Annotated in this window: 13 protein-coding genes; 7 read left to right on the forward strand and 6 right to left on the reverse strand. The window is 62.4% G+C overall.

Features of this window, described 5'->3' with window-relative positions:
• Window positions 1-607: 607 nt before the first annotated feature.
• Together A5692_RS20850 and A5692_RS20855 are read right to left on the reverse strand one after the other, a co-directional pair.
• The gene (locus A5692_RS20850) at window positions 608-1,837 is read right to left on the reverse strand and encodes a CaiB/BaiF CoA-transferase family protein (RefSeq protein WP_067928010.1); all 1,230 of its coding nucleotides are present in this window, start codon (window positions 1,835-1,837) and stop codon (window positions 608-610) included.
• Window positions 1,838-1,906: 69 nt separating this feature from the next.
• Window positions 1,907-3,049 carry an acyl-CoA dehydrogenase family protein gene (locus A5692_RS20855; RefSeq protein WP_067928013.1) on the reverse strand — a complete coding sequence of 381 codons (1,143 nt, stop codon included), beginning with the start codon at window positions 3,047-3,049 and terminating at the stop codon, window positions 1,907-1,909.
• Window positions 3,050-3,693: 644 nt separating this feature from the next.
• Here A5692_RS20855 and A5692_RS20865 point away from each other — a divergent pair.
• The gene (locus tag A5692_RS20865; protein WP_231984392.1) at window positions 3,694-4,083 is read left to right on the forward strand and encodes an acyl-CoA synthetase; all 390 of its coding nucleotides are present in this window, start codon (window positions 3,694-3,696) and stop codon (window positions 4,081-4,083) included.
• On the opposite strand, the gene A5692_RS20870 is transcribed toward A5692_RS20865, so the two are convergent.
• Together A5692_RS20870 and A5692_RS20875 are read right to left on the reverse strand one after the other, a co-directional pair.
• A complete protein-coding gene (locus A5692_RS20870; protein WP_369829030.1) occupies window positions 4,026-4,661 on the reverse strand; it encodes an integrase core domain-containing protein in 636 nt (211 codons plus the stop codon). The genes A5692_RS20865 and A5692_RS20870 overlap by 58 nt on opposite strands.
• A 243-nt stretch (window positions 4,662-4,904) precedes the next feature.
• Window positions 4,905-5,162, reverse strand: coding sequence for a hypothetical protein (locus A5692_RS20875; protein ID WP_067928021.1), 258 nt, complete (start codon window positions 5,160-5,162; stop codon window positions 4,905-4,907).
• 319 nt (window positions 5,163-5,481) lie between these two features.
• Here A5692_RS20875 and A5692_RS20880 point away from each other — a divergent pair, with 319 nt between their 5' ends.
• From A5692_RS20880 to A5692_RS20900, 5 genes are all read left to right on the forward strand, one after another.
• A complete protein-coding gene (locus A5692_RS20880; protein ID WP_067928024.1) occupies window positions 5,482-6,666 on the forward strand; it encodes a CaiB/BaiF CoA-transferase family protein in 1,185 nt (394 codons plus the stop codon).
• Window positions 6,667-6,689: 23 nt separating this feature from the next.
• Window positions 6,690-7,847 carry an acyl-CoA dehydrogenase family protein gene (locus A5692_RS20885; RefSeq protein ID WP_067928027.1) on the forward strand — a complete coding sequence of 386 codons (1,158 nt, stop codon included), beginning with the start codon at window positions 6,690-6,692 and terminating at the stop codon, window positions 7,845-7,847.
• Between the two features lie 44 nt (window positions 7,848-7,891).
• On the forward strand, window positions 7,892-8,689 hold the full coding sequence (locus tag A5692_RS20890) for a GntR family transcriptional regulator (RefSeq protein WP_067928134.1): 798 nt from the start codon (window positions 7,892-7,894) through the stop codon (window positions 8,687-8,689).
• Window positions 8,690-9,512: 823 nt separating this feature from the next.
• Complete coding sequence (locus A5692_RS20895) at window positions 9,513-11,114, forward strand: GMC family oxidoreductase (RefSeq protein ID WP_067928136.1); 1,602 nt, start codon at window positions 9,513-9,515, stop codon at window positions 11,112-11,114.
• A gap of 582 nt (window positions 11,115-11,696) precedes the next feature.
• The gene (locus tag A5692_RS20900; protein WP_067928030.1) at window positions 11,697-12,479 is read left to right on the forward strand and encodes an SDR family oxidoreductase; all 783 of its coding nucleotides are present in this window, start codon (window positions 11,697-11,699) and stop codon (window positions 12,477-12,479) included.
• A 277-nt stretch (window positions 12,480-12,756) separates the two neighbouring features.
• Here A5692_RS20900 and mftD read toward each other — a convergent pair whose 3' ends face one another.
• The gene (gene mftD / locus A5692_RS20905; RefSeq protein ID WP_067928032.1) at window positions 12,757-13,941 is read right to left on the reverse strand and encodes a pre-mycofactocin synthase MftD; all 1,185 of its coding nucleotides are present in this window, start codon (window positions 13,939-13,941) and stop codon (window positions 12,757-12,759) included.
• Between the two features lie 34 nt (window positions 13,942-13,975).
• Window positions 13,976-14,788, reverse strand: coding sequence for a mycofactocin-coupled SDR family oxidoreductase (locus A5692_RS20910; RefSeq protein WP_067928035.1), 813 nt, complete (start codon window positions 14,786-14,788; stop codon window positions 13,976-13,978).
• 159 nt (window positions 14,789-14,947) lie between these two features.
• On the opposite strand from A5692_RS20910, the gene A5692_RS20915 reads away from it, so the two are divergent.
• Window positions 14,948-15,526: a TetR family transcriptional regulator gene (locus tag A5692_RS20915; protein WP_082962961.1), complete on the forward strand. Its 579-nt coding sequence runs from the start codon at window positions 14,948-14,950 to the stop codon at window positions 15,524-15,526.
• Window positions 15,527-15,691: the final 165 nt, after the last annotated feature.

The raw sequence follows: 15,691 nt of genomic DNA on the forward strand, positions 1-15,691 counted from the left end.
ACCCGCCGCCTGTCCGCCGAAGACCCGAGGCATACCGATGTCGGGCGTGATCCCTACGTAGGAATCGCTTGCGACGAATCGGACGTCAAGCAGGTCGATCAAGGAGGCGACAGTCGCGACCACTTAACCGCCCTCTCGCAGCTCGGATTTCCGAGTGGCGTGCGCGACGCCCGTTGCGCGTGTACAAGTCACAACACGCCTCCGAGATGTCCGCCCGCTTGCCCTGCAACCTTTTCACGGACCCCGAATCTACTGCAGAAAATTACGGTATACCGGCGCGGACGAGATAATCCAGCCCTTCCGAACTCGCGTCACCCGGAACTGATCGCCTGCAGCGGCCGATAGCGCAGTTCGCGATGGCAGCAACATGTTTGAGCGTCAAAGGTGGTACCCAGCCTGTCGCCGCCAAGCGTACGCGGGCCTCCATGCGCATCCAGAGATCGAGTGAATACTTTCACGAGGTTGGCGCGTTGCCCATAAGATATATATATATATATATATATATATCTGGCTAGATGCTGGGCATGACGGGGTGACCGCGGTATCAGTAGATTCCAACTCAGGCTAGTACAGCGCGACAACGAACTCTCAGAGGCGAGCGGCCACCTTAAGCGATGACGCCTTCCATCTTGAGCTCGCCGAACGTGACATCGTCAACCCCGATCTCGCGCAAGATGGCGTCGGTGTGTTCGGCGAATTGCGGCGCCCGCTTCGACGGAACAGTCGCAACGTCGAACTGAACCGGATTCGCCACCAGCTTGCGCCGAACACCCTGCGCGTCAACGACTTCGATGATCCCACCGTTGGCGACCAGGTCCTCGTCGTTGGCGAGGTCCCAGCTGTCCTGCCACACCGTCCACGCGCCACTACATCCGTTGAGCCGTCGCTCGCATTCGTCGAGGGGATACCGGCCGATCAACTCCGCGACGATCCGACATGCGGAGTGGATATTCTCGGCGATACCGTCGATTGTCGCAAAGCGCTTGTCCGCGGCGGCTTCCGGGCTGCCCATGCACATGCAGAACTCCGACCAATAGGACAACGGGTCGAGCATTGTCAACTGAATGAACCGGCCGTCGCGCGTGCGGTAGCTCGCGACCAGCGGATTGCCTGCCATGGGCGTGTCGAGTTCCACCTTTGGCAGGTGCCCGCCGCTCATCAGCGCCATGTTGACATCGAACTGCGTCGCCCATGCCCCGACGCCCAGCAGTGACACATCGATCACCGACGGTTGTCCGGACATGCGACGCCGGTAGAGCGCGGCGGCCACGCCGCCCGCGATAGCCAGCCCGCCGATGTTGTCGCCATACGCACCGCACGGCATATAGGTCGGCCGATCGGCGAGGCACGGCGTCGCCCCGTCTGCACTTCCTCCCCTCGCCCAAAATGCGGTGGAGTCATAACCCGGCCGGTCCCTGCCAGGACCACGACCGCCGAATCCACTACCCACCACGTAGATGATGTCGGGATTGATGCTCCGAACATCATCGACATCGATACGCAACTTGGACCGGACAACAGGCAGGTGGTTGGTGAGGACGACGTCGCTGCGCCGGAGCAGCGCCTCCAAGATTGGCCGCGCCAACGGGGATGTCAGACCCAGCCCGATACTCCGCTTACCTCGATTGGGTGCCTCGATGTGGGGTGAGAACTGGCTCGATTGCTCTGACGACTCGCCGTGCGACGCCATGAAAAGCTGACGCTGGGCATCGCCCGTCAGCGGATTCTCCACCTTGATGACGTCAGCACCCCAGTCGGCGAGTATGGCACCTGCCGACGGCACGAAGGTGAACTGCGCTATTTCCAGGACTCGTACGCCCGTCAGGGGTTTATCCATATCGACACCCTCTTGATCTCGATCAACTGGTCGCAGATGTGTAGCGACGTCATGTCGTCTGCTGCGAAGTCAAAGCCCGAGGTCACGCCCGATCAGGTCCTTCATGATCTCGGTCGTCCCCCCGAGGATGGTCTGGATGCGTACGTCCGCGTAGTCGTTGGTCACCCGGTACTCCCTCATGTAGCCGTAGCCGCCGTGAAGCTGCACGCAGCCGTCGACGACCTTCTTCGCAACTTCCGTGCACCACCACTTGGCCTTTGCCGCCTCGACCGCCGATAGGTCGCCCTCGACGACGGCGGCCAAGCATCGGTCGATGTACTGCTCGGAGACTTCGAGTTCGGTATCCATCTCGGCCAGCAAGAATCTGTTGTGCTGGAAGCTGCCGATGGACTGACCGAACGCTTTGCGATCCTTCGCATATTGCAGCGTCTGACGCCAGGTCTCGCGGGCGCCGGCAATCGCGGAGATAGCAATCGACAGTCGCTCAGAGGGAAGGTTGTGCATCAGATGGTAGAACCCGCGGCCTTCTTCGCCCAAGACATTCGCCACGGGCACCCGAACGTTCTCAAAATGCAACTCGGCAGTGTCGTGTGTGTGCAGACCGAGCTTGTCGAGCTTGCGACCGCGGATGAAGCCCGGCATGTCACGCTCCACCACAAGGAGCGAGAACCCCCGGTGGCCGGCAGAGGGATCGGTTCGCGTCACGACGACGACGAGATCTGCGTTGATTCCCGAGGAGATGAAGGTCTTCGACCCGTTCAGGACCCATTCGTCGCCCTCCCGCACCGCGGTGGTGCGGATCCCGGCAAGGTCGCTACCCGCACCCGGCTCGGTCATCGCAATCGCGACGATGGTTTGTCCGCTAACGATTCCCGGCAGCCAACGGCGCTTCTGCTCATCAGTCGCCAAAGACTTGAAATACGGGCCGACAACGTCGTTTTGAAGCGTGAGAGCGGGGACGCGGGTTCCGAACTTCGACAGCTCCTCGTTGATCACCGCGTTGAAGCGGAAGTCGTCGCTGCCGCCACCGCCATACTCCTCAGGCATATTGAAGCCGATCAGACCGTATTTGCCGGCGGCGATGAACGCTGATCGGTCAACGATGCGCCGCATCTCCCATTCGTCGGCGTAAGGCGCGACCTCACGTTCGATGAAGTTCTTAGTCGTCGCACGGAGTTGCTCGTGCTCGGCACTGAAAATGAGACGTCTCATCCGATATCCTCTGCGCTTCGTCAGCGGTCCGTCATGCGGCTGTCGCGTATTTCGTCGGCATGCCCGCCGGCCAGATTTTTGGTTTCTAAACAGATTAGACTAGCGAGTCGAATTTGCCTACGTCCCTGTTCCCTCTTATTCGGCTTCTCGCGATCACAAACCACGCCGACGTGCGGCATGCGATGCTCGTGCCTCTCCGCCAACGTCTCGACGGGTGCGTCGACCGATGATGACGTGCCGAGTTGGAAGGTGGGGCCAGCGTCGCAACTGCGCGGCCGGGCCCGCTCTGCGGGCCAGGATCGTGGCGGCGTGCGCCGACGGTGGCAGCAACGTCGAGGCCGCCGATCACTTGGAGTTGGATCGGAACACGTTTTCCAAGTCGCGCAACCGTTTCGCCGCCAAGCGCCTGGCCTACCAGAGCGTACTGGCCGTCGCTCGACCGATCGTGCTGTTCCTCAAACGCCCAGGTGGACAGTCGCAGGACCGAGCTCGCCTTCGCTTGGCACAATTGCATCATCGACGGATTGCATCGTAGGCATCGATCACCTCACCAATAACCAGATAATTATTTAGTTATATAGAACAACGCCATCCTGTCGCTTATATGATGGGCCCCAGAGGCGCGTACAGGGATGGAGATGGCGATGACGGACTTCGTCGAAGGAACGGCCCAAATACGGACGGACCGCGACAGGTTGGATGAGGACGACCACGACCTGCTGACGTTCGTGGAGGCCGGTGAACGGCTACGAATCGAAATTGCCTCCGTCCAATGCCAGCTTGAACAATGCCGGCGGCTCGGCACTCCGCAAGAGGTTGATTCGGCGCAGAGGCGTCTGGATGCGTTACGCGCAGCCGCTCAACGCAACTCCGCGCAACCCATCAACGACGAGAACTTCGAGAAATTCTTCGGCTACCCGGGTAAGGCGCGGCGGAATGCGTCCGCTGGCGATGAACAGGTGTCTCGGGACATCATTTACATGTGGGGCCTGTTGGTGGGGCTGTTTCCGGGTTTTACTCCGCGTGGTTGGTAGTCGCGGGTGGGATCGAGTGTGAGTTTGCGGATCAGTTGGCCGGTGTCGCGTGCCAGGACGCGGATGTCGAGGTCGTTGATGAGAACGATGACGTGGGTGCCGCGTAGGTGTTTGGACAGTCCGATGTGGTGGAGGCGGCTGCTGTAGCGCACGGTGATGGCGCCGGCGGCGTCGATGGTGTCGTGGCGGACGCGGAAGTGCGGCGGGATGTGGTAGCCGGTGGGGAAGGCTTTGGGTCGGCCGGCGAAGGCCTGGCGTGGGGTGTTGCGGCGTAGGGCTCGGTGGGGTCGGGTGGTGTTGTAGTAGTCGACGAATTCGTTGAGGTGGCTTTGTAATTCGGCGATGGTTGCTGCTGGGGGCAGGGCGGTGAGCCGCTTTTTGAGTGTTTGGTGGAAGCGTTCGACCTTGCCGCAGGTTTGTGGGTGGTAGGGCCGGGAGTTGATGTCCAATTCGCCGAGCAGGATTTGCAGTGCGGTGCGTCCGCCGCGGCGCGGTGTGGCGGTGAAGACCGCACCGTTGTCGGTGAGCAGGGCTGCGGGGGTGCCCCAGGTGGTGAAAGCGTGGGTGAAGGCGTGCACGACGTCGGGGCCGAAGCGGTGGTGCTGGAGTTGCGGCGGTCACGGCCATATTGGTGGCCGCTCGCTCAGTCTCGTCTGCGCGTCGTCGGTGAGGTGCGGCGCGAATTCCGCGCCGTACGCGCGGGTCGCCGCGTTCGACGCGGTTGGCCAGCTCGGCATGCCACGCCGCATACAGCCCACACACGTACCACCGCGTGCGCGGACGGTTCCCGAGAGCCGTTGGGGGCCCCCATATTACGCGTCTCAGCACGGCGCTCGCACCATCGCGCGTTGGCCGCTCGGCGCGACAGAAATCGTCTTCTGCGACCCCCGTTGCGGCAGTCCGGTCTTGATCGCCTTGAGCAGCCGCATGATCGCGGTGTCACACTGCCTGATCTCGGCGGATAACTTGATGCGCGTCTTCGTGTAGCGCGTTCGCGGATACTTGACGGCGCTGGCGGCCAGCTCGGCGTCGACGTCGGCCAGCACCTTGCGGGCTGCCTCACAATGCTCACCGGGCATGATGGTGTCCTATCGCTGAGGTTTCGCTGATGCGTGCGGGCAGGGGAAAGACCAGTCTTGGCCGCGCGTCCTGGCTCCGCGGGCCATCACAGCCGCTTAGCACTCCATCCCACAGCCGCCAGACAAATTGCCAAATAGGGTTAACGTTTATCCTTCGCCGTACCGGAGGTGCAGCTGGGCCTATAACACCAGCTCAGAGGATCCATGCGACGAACTTGAACCGTGGCTGGCCTACCCATTGGCAAATCGAAATTCGGCCAAATGTATATTTGGCCGTACATCGCCAGTAGGCCTTCATCGCCCCAGGAGATCGACGACGTTGCAGGAATCATTGCCATTAGAGGGAACCACCGTGGTCAGCGTTGAGCAGGCCGTCGCCGCGCCATTCGCGACCCGGCAACTGGCGGACCTGGGTGCCCGGGTGATCAAGATCGAGCGGCCCGACGGCGGCGACTTCGCTCGCCACTATGACAAGACGGTGTTGGGCCAATCCAGCTACTTCGTGTGGCTCAACCGGTCCAAGGAGTCCCTTACTATCGACCTCAAATGCGCAGCGGGCCGGGCAATCTTGGAAGCGCTGTTGTCCAAAGCCGATGTGCTGGTGCACAATCTGGGCCCAGGGGCCGCAGGGCGGATCGATCTGGATGCCGACGCGGTGGCCCAACGTCACCCGAACATAATCGTCTGCAGCATTTCGGGTTATGGCGCCGTCGGCCAGGACGCCCAGCGAAAAGCCTACGACCTGCTGGTGCAGGGCGAGTCTGGCCTGCTGTCGCTGACCGGCACGCCGTCATCACCGGCCAAAGTAGGCATTTCCATCGCCGACATCGCCGCCGGAATGTACGCCTTCAGCGGCATCCTGACGGCGTTGCTGCGCCGCGCGAAAACCGGCCAGGCCGGCCCGGTCGAGGTGTCGTTGTTTGACGCCATGGCCGAATGGATGGGTGCGCCAATGTATTACAGCCACTACAGCGGCCGTCAACCGGCCCGCTTTGGCGCCCAGCACGCCACGATCGCCCCATACGGCCCCTATGAAACCGCCGACGGCTCCATACTGCTGGCGGTTCAAAACGAACGCGAATGGGCCAGCTTCTGTCGAATCGTGTTGGCGCTGCCCCAACTAGCGCACGATGAACGCTTCGCGAGCAACTCCGCCAGGGTGGCCCACCGCGACGAGTGCAATGCTATCATCGCCGGCCGATTGTCCAAGCTGAAGACCATCGATGCCCTCGCCCTGCTGGACGAAGCAGCCGTCGCCACCGCATCGATAAACTCGATCGCGGACCTCATCGCGCACCGATCCCTGGCCCAACGGCACCGTTGGGGTGAGGCGGGCACCCCCAACGGCCCGATACACGCACTGTTGCCGCCTGCGACCTTGCCCGGTGTCCCGGTGGTGCTGGGACCCGTGCCAAGCCTAGGCCAGCACACCGATTCAGTCCTCGCCGAATTGGGTTACACCAGTGAACAAATCGTCGACCTGCGCACTTCGCGCACCGTATAAACCCTCGCAAAGAAAGAACCACCATGGCGTCTTTAACCGAAGAAGAGGAACTGCTCATCAAGACCGTGCGGCGCTTCGTCGACCGCGACGTCAAGCCGGTCGTCACCGAACTCGAGCACGCGAACACCTATCCGGAAAAACTTATTGAACAGATGAAGCGGATCGGCATCTATGGTCTCTCCATACCCGAACAATACGGTGGCGCCGAGGTCTCGATGCCCTGCTACGTGCACGTCACCGAAGAACTCGCCCGAGGCTGGATGAGCCTGGCCGGTGCGATGGGCGGGCACACCGTCGTGGCTAAGCTGCTGTTGGATTTCGGCACCGAGGAGCAGAAACAAACGTATTTGCCGCACATGGCAACTGGCGAATTGCGCGCCACCATGGCCCTCACCGAACCCGGCGGTGGGTCCGACCTGCAAGCCATGACGACGACCGCATCACTGCTCGGCGACAACTATGTCATCAATGGAGCCAAGACATGGATCAGCAACGCTCGCCGTGCCGGCCTCATCGCCCTGCTGTGCAAAACAGATCCCCAAGCAAAGCCCCCTCACACGGGCATGTCAATTCTCCTTGTGCAGCACGGGCCCGGCCTCGAAGTCTCCCGCGACCTACCAAAGCTCGGCTACAAAGGCGTCGAGAGCTGTGAGTTGCGCTTCACCGACTACCGGGCCAGCACAGACGCCGTTCTCGGCGGCGCCACCGGCAAAGGGTTCAGTCAAATGATGAAAGGCCTGGAGACGGGCCGCATCCAGGTCGCCGCACGAGCGCTGGGAGTCGGACGCGCGGCTCTTGAGGACGCGCTGGCATACGCCCAAGTGCGCGAGAGCTTCGATAAACCCATCTGGAAACACCAGGCCGTGGGTAACATGCTGGCTGACATGGCCACCAAACTTGCCGCCGCGCGCCAACTCACCTTGCTGGCTGCTGAACGCTTCAACAGCAACCAGCGCTGCGACATGGAAGCGGGAATGGCAAAACTGTTCGCCTCCGAAGCCGCCATGCAGATCGCCTTGGACGCCGTGCGCATCCACGGCGGCTATGGGTATTCCACGGAGTATCCAGTCGAACGCTATTTCCGCGACGCCCCGCTGATGATCGTAGGAGAGGGCACCAACGAGATCCAGCGCAACGTCATTGCCACACAACTCATCGAGCGCGGCGTCGATGCCATCTGATGGATCGACCGCAATCCCGGCAAGCGGCTAATACCCACGAGACGATGACACTCAGCCGATCAGACAGCGGACCGGCGTACCGGCAAGTCGCGCGTGACCTGCGCGCCCAGATCACCTCCGGCCGCTACTCAAACGGCGAGCAATTACCTACAGAATCCGAGCTCTCGCAGTCTTACGGATTGAGCAGGCAAACAATTCGACATGCCTTTTCCGAATTGGTTGCCGAGGGCCTGGTCTACCGAGTCCCTGGCAGAGGCACGTTCGCCGCAGAGGGAAGGGCCGGCCGCTACCTGCGCCAACTGGGTTCAATTGAAGACCTGATGTGTCTGTCCCTAGACACCACCATGCGGGTCGTCAGCCCACTGCAGCGCCGCATCGACATCGAAGCCGCGGGCCGACTGCGCCTCGAATCCGACGCCCAGTACACGATCGTGTTTATACGACTGCACGACGACGTCCCCTTCGTCGTGACAACTGTTCACCTCACTCCCCAGTGCGCCAAACTTCTAGCAGATGTCCCCGAACTGAAAGCCGGCGCTGTCAGCACCGCCACCGTGATCGGATTGCTCGATCCCCGCCTCGACCGGCCTATTGCCCAAGCGGCGCAGTCCATTACCGTGGCGCTGGCTCCTGACCAGGTCGCAGCCGAACTGCGCTGCCCCCTCAGCCATCCCGTCTTGCGGGTGGACCGGCTTTACTCCAACGACCTCGGTGAACCCGTCGAATTATCGATTAGCTATTTTTTGCCCGAGCACTACACCTACCGCGTGACACTACGGCGAGATTCTGTATCGCTGGCAGGTTCGCACACACCCCGCCAACTCCACCACGACGGCACCTAACGACTGGCCTGTTGTAGTAGCGGTAGGTCCGCCGGGAATCCGGCGGCAAGCTCCGCACCTGAGATGTCCGCATGGGCCGGCCTACCACTTCGCGCCGCCCTCTGCCCAATCTCAGGGCCGTCACGATTTCAAACATGCCGCACCCCGCCAGCGTTGCCGATCGGACTCAGACCTCCAGCCGACACAGTGGTCCTTTGAGCGCCGATCCGCACCTGCGGCAAGCAGGCCACAAGCACTGGCCCTAAACAGATAAATATATACACTGTACGGGTTGACTTGAATCTCCGTGGAGGTGACCCTTGGATCCCAGTCCGGACGACGAGGTCAGCTATGAGGTTGAATTCGGGGTCTCCTGGACCAGTTGCCCACTGAGTCCTCAAATCATAGAGTCTCCGAATTATGGCCAGACAAACCGCGATCGGCGGCAGCACGCCGAACACGGTGATGCGCTGAAAGCGATGCGACCGTCGCGGCGAAACATCACGATCGTGCCCTAGCCAGAATCTGGCAGTTGCGCAACTCGGCCGCACACTACCAACCGCCACCCGCGTAGTCGCCCCTGTCATCGGCGAGCGTACTTGCGCAAATGCCTTCGCGTCACGACACTGCCCACGCGCCCCATCACCTGACCTGACCTGACAGAGGCCAACACGTTGGACACGATCCCGATTCGACGCAGCGCCCGATGGCCCAAAAAGGGCCCGCCGCTACCAAATCAGTAAAGAGTGTACTATAAGTGTCACGCCAGTAGCGCTCGCTATTCACACCGCGTACTCGCTCCGCAGCGCAAGAGTCACATCTCACAGAGGAGGACGTGGCCAAAATGAGCCACTTCGACTACATCATCGTCGGTGCCGGTTCGGCGGGATGCGTCCTGGCGAATCGGCTGTCTGCAGATCCCGCTAACCGAGTGCTGCTTGTCGAGGCCGGCCCGCGCGACCGCAGCCCATTGGTGCGGATTCCGAAGGGTTTTGGCAAGCTCGTGGGTCATCCGACGCTTGCCTGGCACTATCCCGTCCGGCCGATCGGCCCGTCCCATCTAGTCGAGCAATGGACGCGCGGCCGCATGCTTGGCGGATCGAGTGCTATCAACGGCATGGTGTACAACCGGGGAGCCGCAGCCGACTATGACACGCTGGTGAATCTCGGCAACCCTGGCTGGGGATGGAACGACATTCTGCCCATCTATCTACAGATGGAAAACCACGGGCTCGGTGCAGCCCCCGCCAGGGGTGTCGGCGGCCCACTCGATGTGTCCATCGACGAACACCTCCCCGCCATCTGTGCCGAATTCATCAGCTCGGCCGCGGGATTGGGGATGACGGTCACCGACGATCTCAACGCCGACGACTCGTGCCGGGTCGGGCCGGCGACTCGGACCATCAAGAACGGACGCCGGATCAGTTCTGCGTGGGCGTTTCTGCGCCCCGCCCGCAAACGCCCCAATCTGACGATCTCGGTGAATACACAAGTCACCGGAGTGGTGTTCGAGGGCGATAAGGCGACTGGCGTCACTGCCGTCAACAAAAGCATGCCGGTCACATTCACTGCCGATCGCGAGGTCATCCTGTGCCTTGGCAGCCTGGCGACGCCAAGGCTGCTGCAGCTGTCCGGGATCGGTGATTCCGCCGAACTGCGACGCCTCAAGATCGACACCATTGTCGACAGCCCCAACGTCGGGCGCCGGATGCGAGAACACCGTTGTTGCGCGGTTCAATACCGGCTCAAGCGCGACGTCGGATACAACCGGAAGTTGGCAACACCGCTGGCACAAGCGCTCAGTGGCATCGAGTATCTCGCCACCCACAAGGGGCCGATGTCTACCTCGGCATACGACGTGCTGGGCTTCTTCAAGACGTCCCCCGATAAAGACCGTCCGGACGCTCAACTGCTCATGGCACCTTTCTCCGCCAAACCGCTCGAGCCCGGACAAGACGTCGGTGTGGAGCGCCAACCGGGCCTACAAGCGATCGGGTTCATCTCTCGGCCCGACAGCGAAGGCTCAGTGACGATCACATCCCGCGATCCCAATGCGCCGATGGACATCGACCCCAACTTCTATGCGACTCGACACGATCGGGACACGATCACGGGCCTGTTCCGCACACTGCGTACCATCTTCGAGCAGTCGCCCATCGCCGACGAGATCGTTGAGGAAACGCGGCCCGGACCTGAAGTGATTTCCGATCAGGAGATCATCGACGCCTCGCTCGATCAGGGCTATTGCGGCTACCACGCCGTAGGCACCTGCGCCATGGGCCCCGCCGACGATGATGTCGTCGACGCGACACTGCGGGTGCGTGGAGTCGACGGTCTGCGCGTCATGGACTGCTCCGTCATGCCGACAATGGTGTCGGGCAATCTGAACGGGCCGGTGATGGCGATGGCCTGGCGGGCTGCAGACCTCATCCTCGCCGACCGCTGAAGCGGCCGGTATCGGAGGAGGCGCTCGCCAAACCCGTCAGCAGCCGCCATCAATCTCCGCCGGAACACTTCGCTCGGCGCGGCGGCTCGCTGCTTGATCCCATTCGGGATACTGATCGTCTCCCAAGTCGGCAGCGACCCGATGCCGCTGGACAGGGCAACGCGCGCCCACTCGGGCGCACACAGACCCGGCTACGTGGCGCGGGCCCCGCACCACCAACGCCGCAAGCTGGCCGACGAGTCGGCAACCGCTAGCCGGGCAAACTAGCCGCCCGGGTTGTGCCGCAAGATCGGTGCCCCGGCCCGTCGAGAGGCACTGCTGGGCCGTTGTTCACAGCCTCCGGCCACCCACGGTGTGCGAGACCAGGCGCCGGCGGCTGAATCGCCTCTTGTTCGGCATCGGCACGAGATCGTCGTCGCAAACCACGCCCCCAAACATCGCACACGCGGCGAGGGTCGACCCCAGGGGCGGTGCACGAGCGCATCGCAATGCGTTATATGGTTTAGATGATATGGGCCACCATGAGTTTTGGAACGCGCCCAGCGACATCGCGCATGGCTTCACCGACACAAGGAGTTCGCATTGACCCAGCCAGTTTTCAGCGGCGCATCGGCCATCGTGACCGGTGGTGCGGGCGGGCTGGGGGAGGCCACCGTTCGACGGCTTCACGCCGACGGTCTCAAGGTTGTCATCGCCGACCTAGCCGACGACAAAGGCCGCAAGCTCGCCGACGAGCTTGGTGAGGGGGCAGTCTTCGTCAACACCGACGTCGCCAACGACGACAGCGTCGCTGGCGCCATCGCTAGGGCCAGCGAACTCGACACGCTCAGGTACGCCGTCATCGCCCACGGCGGCTTCGGTGGTCGCCCCGAGCGGATTGTGGGCCGCGACGGGACACCAGCGGATTTCGAAGCATTTCGCAAGACAATCGACCTCTACCTCGGCGGCACATACAACGTCACTCGGCTGGTCGGATCCGCGATCTCTCAAGCCGAGCCGAACAGCAATGGCGAACGCGGCGCGATCGTCATGACCGCCTCCATCGCCGGCTACGAGGGCCAGATCGGTCAGAGCGCCTACGCCGCCGCCAAGGCCGGCGTCATCGGTCTTACCCTCGCGTTCGCGCGCGACCTCAGCTCCGCGGGCATCCGCGTGAACACCGTAGCGCCAGGCACCATTCTCACACCGATGATGGCGTCGGTCGGCGACGAGGCACTCGCCCGGTTCGCAGCCACCGTGCCATTCCCCAAGCGCCTCGGGCAACCCAACGAGTACGCGCACGCCGCGTCATTTCTGCTGGCAAACACCTACGTCAACGGCGAAGTGCTTCGTCTTGACGGTGCGCAGCGTTTCCAACCCAAATAGGCGGCCCGCCTGTCAGATCACCATGGCGAGGACCCTCATCGTCCTCAACTCGCGGCCACCACTGGCCGGTTGAAACGCAACCCTTGGACTGCAACCCGCACCCCATCGACAATGCACAGCGATCAGGCCTGGGTGGCCGCCCACCGCGGCGCACTGCGAGTGACGCTGCAACCGAGAGCCGGTGCGGCCGAGTCGATTGCGTGCAGTTGCCGTCGTCTGACTTGACTGCCTCCCCGTCGAGGCTGCGTCGACCGACCGTGACCCTGCGACCCGCAGGTCAGGCAGAAACGCCCAGCGCAGACTCGAATCCTGCGGGGACGATGATGTGTTCGCGGTTGACCTCCTGGACCCTGCTGCAGCTCAGCCCCATCAGCGTCGAATCGATGCCCATGCGTAGCAGATCCAGCACGTTCTCCACTCCGGCCTGGCCGTTGGCCGCCAGGCCCCACAGGTAGGCGCGCCCGATCATCACCGCGCGCGCACCCAAGGCGAGTGCTTTGACCACATCACTACCTCGGCGCACGCCGCCGTCGAGAAGGACTTCGACCTCGTGGCCTACCGCGTCTGCGACAGGACCCAGAGCGCGGATCGTCGCCGGCGTTCCGTCGAGGTTGTTCCCACCGTGGTTGGACACCGAGATGGCAGAGGCGCCGATGTCGACAGCCCGCCTGGCGTCGTCGATACGGGTGATTCCCTTGACCATGAACGGTCCATCCCACTGCTCGCGTAGCCATCGAAGGTCATCCCACGTGGGCGGCGGGGTGTTCATCCACTGACCGTAGGCTTCGAAGAAGGTTGGCGCGGGGGCGTTTTTGCCATTGATGTTCGGGACAGTCAGATCCGGGATGGTGACCTTTCCCCCGCGCACCCAGCGCAACGCGTATCGCGGCCGCACCGCAATCTCGGGTGCGAGCTTCATCAGTGCCCTCAGATTGACCCGCTCGGGTATTTCGGGGCTGCCCCAGTCGCGGCCGACGTTGAAAACCCAGTCGGTGGTGACGATCAATCCTGTTGCGCCGGCTTGCTTGGCGCGCACGGCCCTGGCCAGAATCTCATCGCGCGATCCCACCCAATAGAGTTGGAAGAGCGTCTTGTCGTTGGCCGCAACCACCTCCTCGATCGGCTTGGACGCGAAGCTTGAGAGCCCCATGGCGATCCCGCGCGCAGCGGCGGCGCGGGCCACCGCGACCTCGCCGTCGGGATCGACAGCCTGAACTCCGGTGGGGGAGATCAAAACCGGCATGGAAAGGTGTTGATCCAATACCGTCGTGGTTAGATCGCGTTGGGCCTGAACACCGATCACGTGTGGTGCGAATCCGAGTTCGGCGAAGGCTTTTTCGTTGTCATTGACAGTAACGCCAGCCTGGGTTCCGGCGATCAAGGCGGAGTATACCGAGCGCGGCAGTCTGCGTTTCGCGCGGCGCTGAGCTTCGCCGACGGTTTCGAACCATGGATTTGCCATGACTAGAGGTCCTTCTTTGCGGTGGGGTTTGAGATCAGATCTTGGTGGCGCCGTTGTCGACGGTGATCTGCCCGCCGGTCATCGTCCGTGACTCGTCGCTGGCCAGAAATACCACGACATTGGCGATGTCGTCGGGCTCGGAGATTGCCGGATCGAACCAGTACTGTGCCATCGCGGCGGCGTAGGAAGGGTTGTCGGAGAAGATTTTCTGCATTTCGGTCCCGTGTTGACCCATGGCCGTGTTCACTGCCCACGGGTGCACGGTGTTGACCCGAATCCGGTATGGGGCGAGTTCGATGGCGGCAGACTTGGCCAGGCCAACAACCCCGTGTTTGGCGGCGCTGTAGTGGGCCTGCCCCGGTAGGGACTTGATTCCGGCGACCGAGCTGGTGGCGATGATCGATCCACCGTTACCGGCTTCTATCATCGCCGGCGCGGCTGCGCGCAACGTGTTGTAGACCCCGGTCAGATTGATATCGATCATGTCTTGCCACCTTTGTGGGCTCATCTCCCAAAACCGGCCCCAACTAACGATCCCTGCGTTGGCCACGACAATGTCCAATCGCCCGAGTTCTGCAACACCCTCGCGCACAAGGCTTTCCAACGCGGCAAGGTCCCGTACGTCGGCAACCGAATGAACAACCCGCTGACCGGTCTTCTCCACCAGCCGAGCGGTTTCGGCGAGGTCTTCGACAGTGGCTGGCGGGTAGTCGGTCTCGGTGGCCCGGGCGCACACGTCGGTGATGATCACATCGGCGCCCTCCTGGGCGAGCTTGACCGCCTCGGCTCGACCCTGCCCGCGCGCCGCGCCTGTAACGAGAGCGACCTTGCCGACTACCCGGTTCATGGGTGCCTCCTCCTGTTGTCATCTGATGCCTGACGCCTCGACGCCAGGGTTCTTGCATCCGGCCGCGTTGCAGGTCCGCATCCACCAACCGCAGCGACTTCACATTACGCCACCTTGGCAGAAAGTGTCATGATGGCGTAATGTGTGTATCATCACTGCATGATGGAGTTGGGTGACTTACGGCATCGCCGACGACAGGCCACCGAATTAGAGATCTCGACAGTCGCTTTGGCGTTGTTCGCCGCCAACGGCTTCGACAACACCACCGTCGAAGCCGTCGCCGCCGCCGCGGGCGTGTCCGTGCGCACCTTCCATCGGTACTTCCGCACCAAAGCTGACGCGATCGCGCCCATCCTGGACACCATGTGGAGGACCTGCATTCAAGCGTTCGCAGACACCGATCCAGACGCCCCGCTGGTCGAGAACCTCATCGCCGCCTTCGCGCAAGCGGCAGAGGGCGAGTACTCCGAGCGGTATCGCGAGTTTCTCGTCACACTGCCCAACTCACCCGAACTCGAGCCGACCTGGCTGCGTATCCACGCCGACTCTCAACGCGCGTTGCGGCCATTGCTGGCCGCGCGCCTGGGACTTCAGCCAGACTCGCCCACCGCTGATTTCCTGTCATCAGTGGTGATCAGCGCATTCCGGGTTGCGCTGCAGGCGCATCACGACGACTCGAAGATCTCCGAATATATCCTCGCTCGCCAATTCCTATCGGCCTTGCACCCCTACCTGTAAGAGGATCTGGCCGACGGTGACCAGCACGCCAACAGTGCAGCTGTGCGATCTAAGCTGCGGTGGTGAAGTGCGCACGCCCAAGCAGTCGACGCGCGGGCGGGGCAGGCCACCGCCCCTCTCAACCTGAAGTAACAGAAACGCCCCTCTTTCCATGTTCCCCACAGC

This window comes from Mycobacterium sp. E342 (assembly GCF_001667665.1).
In the GTDB taxonomy this organism is placed as follows: Bacteria; Actinomycetota; Actinomycetes; order Mycobacteriales; family Mycobacteriaceae; genus Mycobacterium.

Coding starts and splice junctions, on each gene's coding strand:
- A5692_RS20850 (WP_067928010.1), bottom strand. CDS start 1,837: ATGGATAAACCCCTGACGGGCGTACGAGTCCTGGAAATAGCGCAGTTC.
- A5692_RS20855 (WP_067928013.1), bottom strand. CDS start 3,049: ATGAGACGTCTCATTTTCAGTGCCGAGCACGAGCAACTCCGTGCGACG.
- A5692_RS20865 (WP_231984392.1), top strand. CDS start 3,694: ATGACGGACTTCGTCGAAGGAACGGCCCAAATACGGACGGACCGCGAC.
- A5692_RS20875 (WP_067928021.1), bottom strand. CDS start 5,162: ATGCCCGGTGAGCATTGTGAGGCAGCCCGCAAGGTGCTGGCCGACGTC.
- A5692_RS20885 (WP_067928027.1), top strand. CDS start 6,690: ATGGCGTCTTTAACCGAAGAAGAGGAACTGCTCATCAAGACCGTGCGG.
- A5692_RS20890 (WP_067928134.1), top strand. CDS start 7,892: ATGACACTCAGCCGATCAGACAGCGGACCGGCGTACCGGCAAGTCGCG.
- A5692_RS20895 (WP_067928136.1), top strand. CDS start 9,513: ATGAGCCACTTCGACTACATCATCGTCGGTGCCGGTTCGGCGGGATGC.
- mftD (WP_067928032.1), bottom strand. CDS start 13,941: ATGGCAAATCCATGGTTCGAAACCGTCGGCGAAGCTCAGCGCCGCGCG.
- A5692_RS20910 (WP_067928035.1), bottom strand. CDS start 14,788: ATGAACCGGGTAGTCGGCAAGGTCGCTCTCGTTACAGGCGCGGCGCGC.
- A5692_RS20915 (WP_082962961.1), top strand. CDS start 14,948: ATGATGGAGTTGGGTGACTTACGGCATCGCCGACGACAGGCCACCGAA.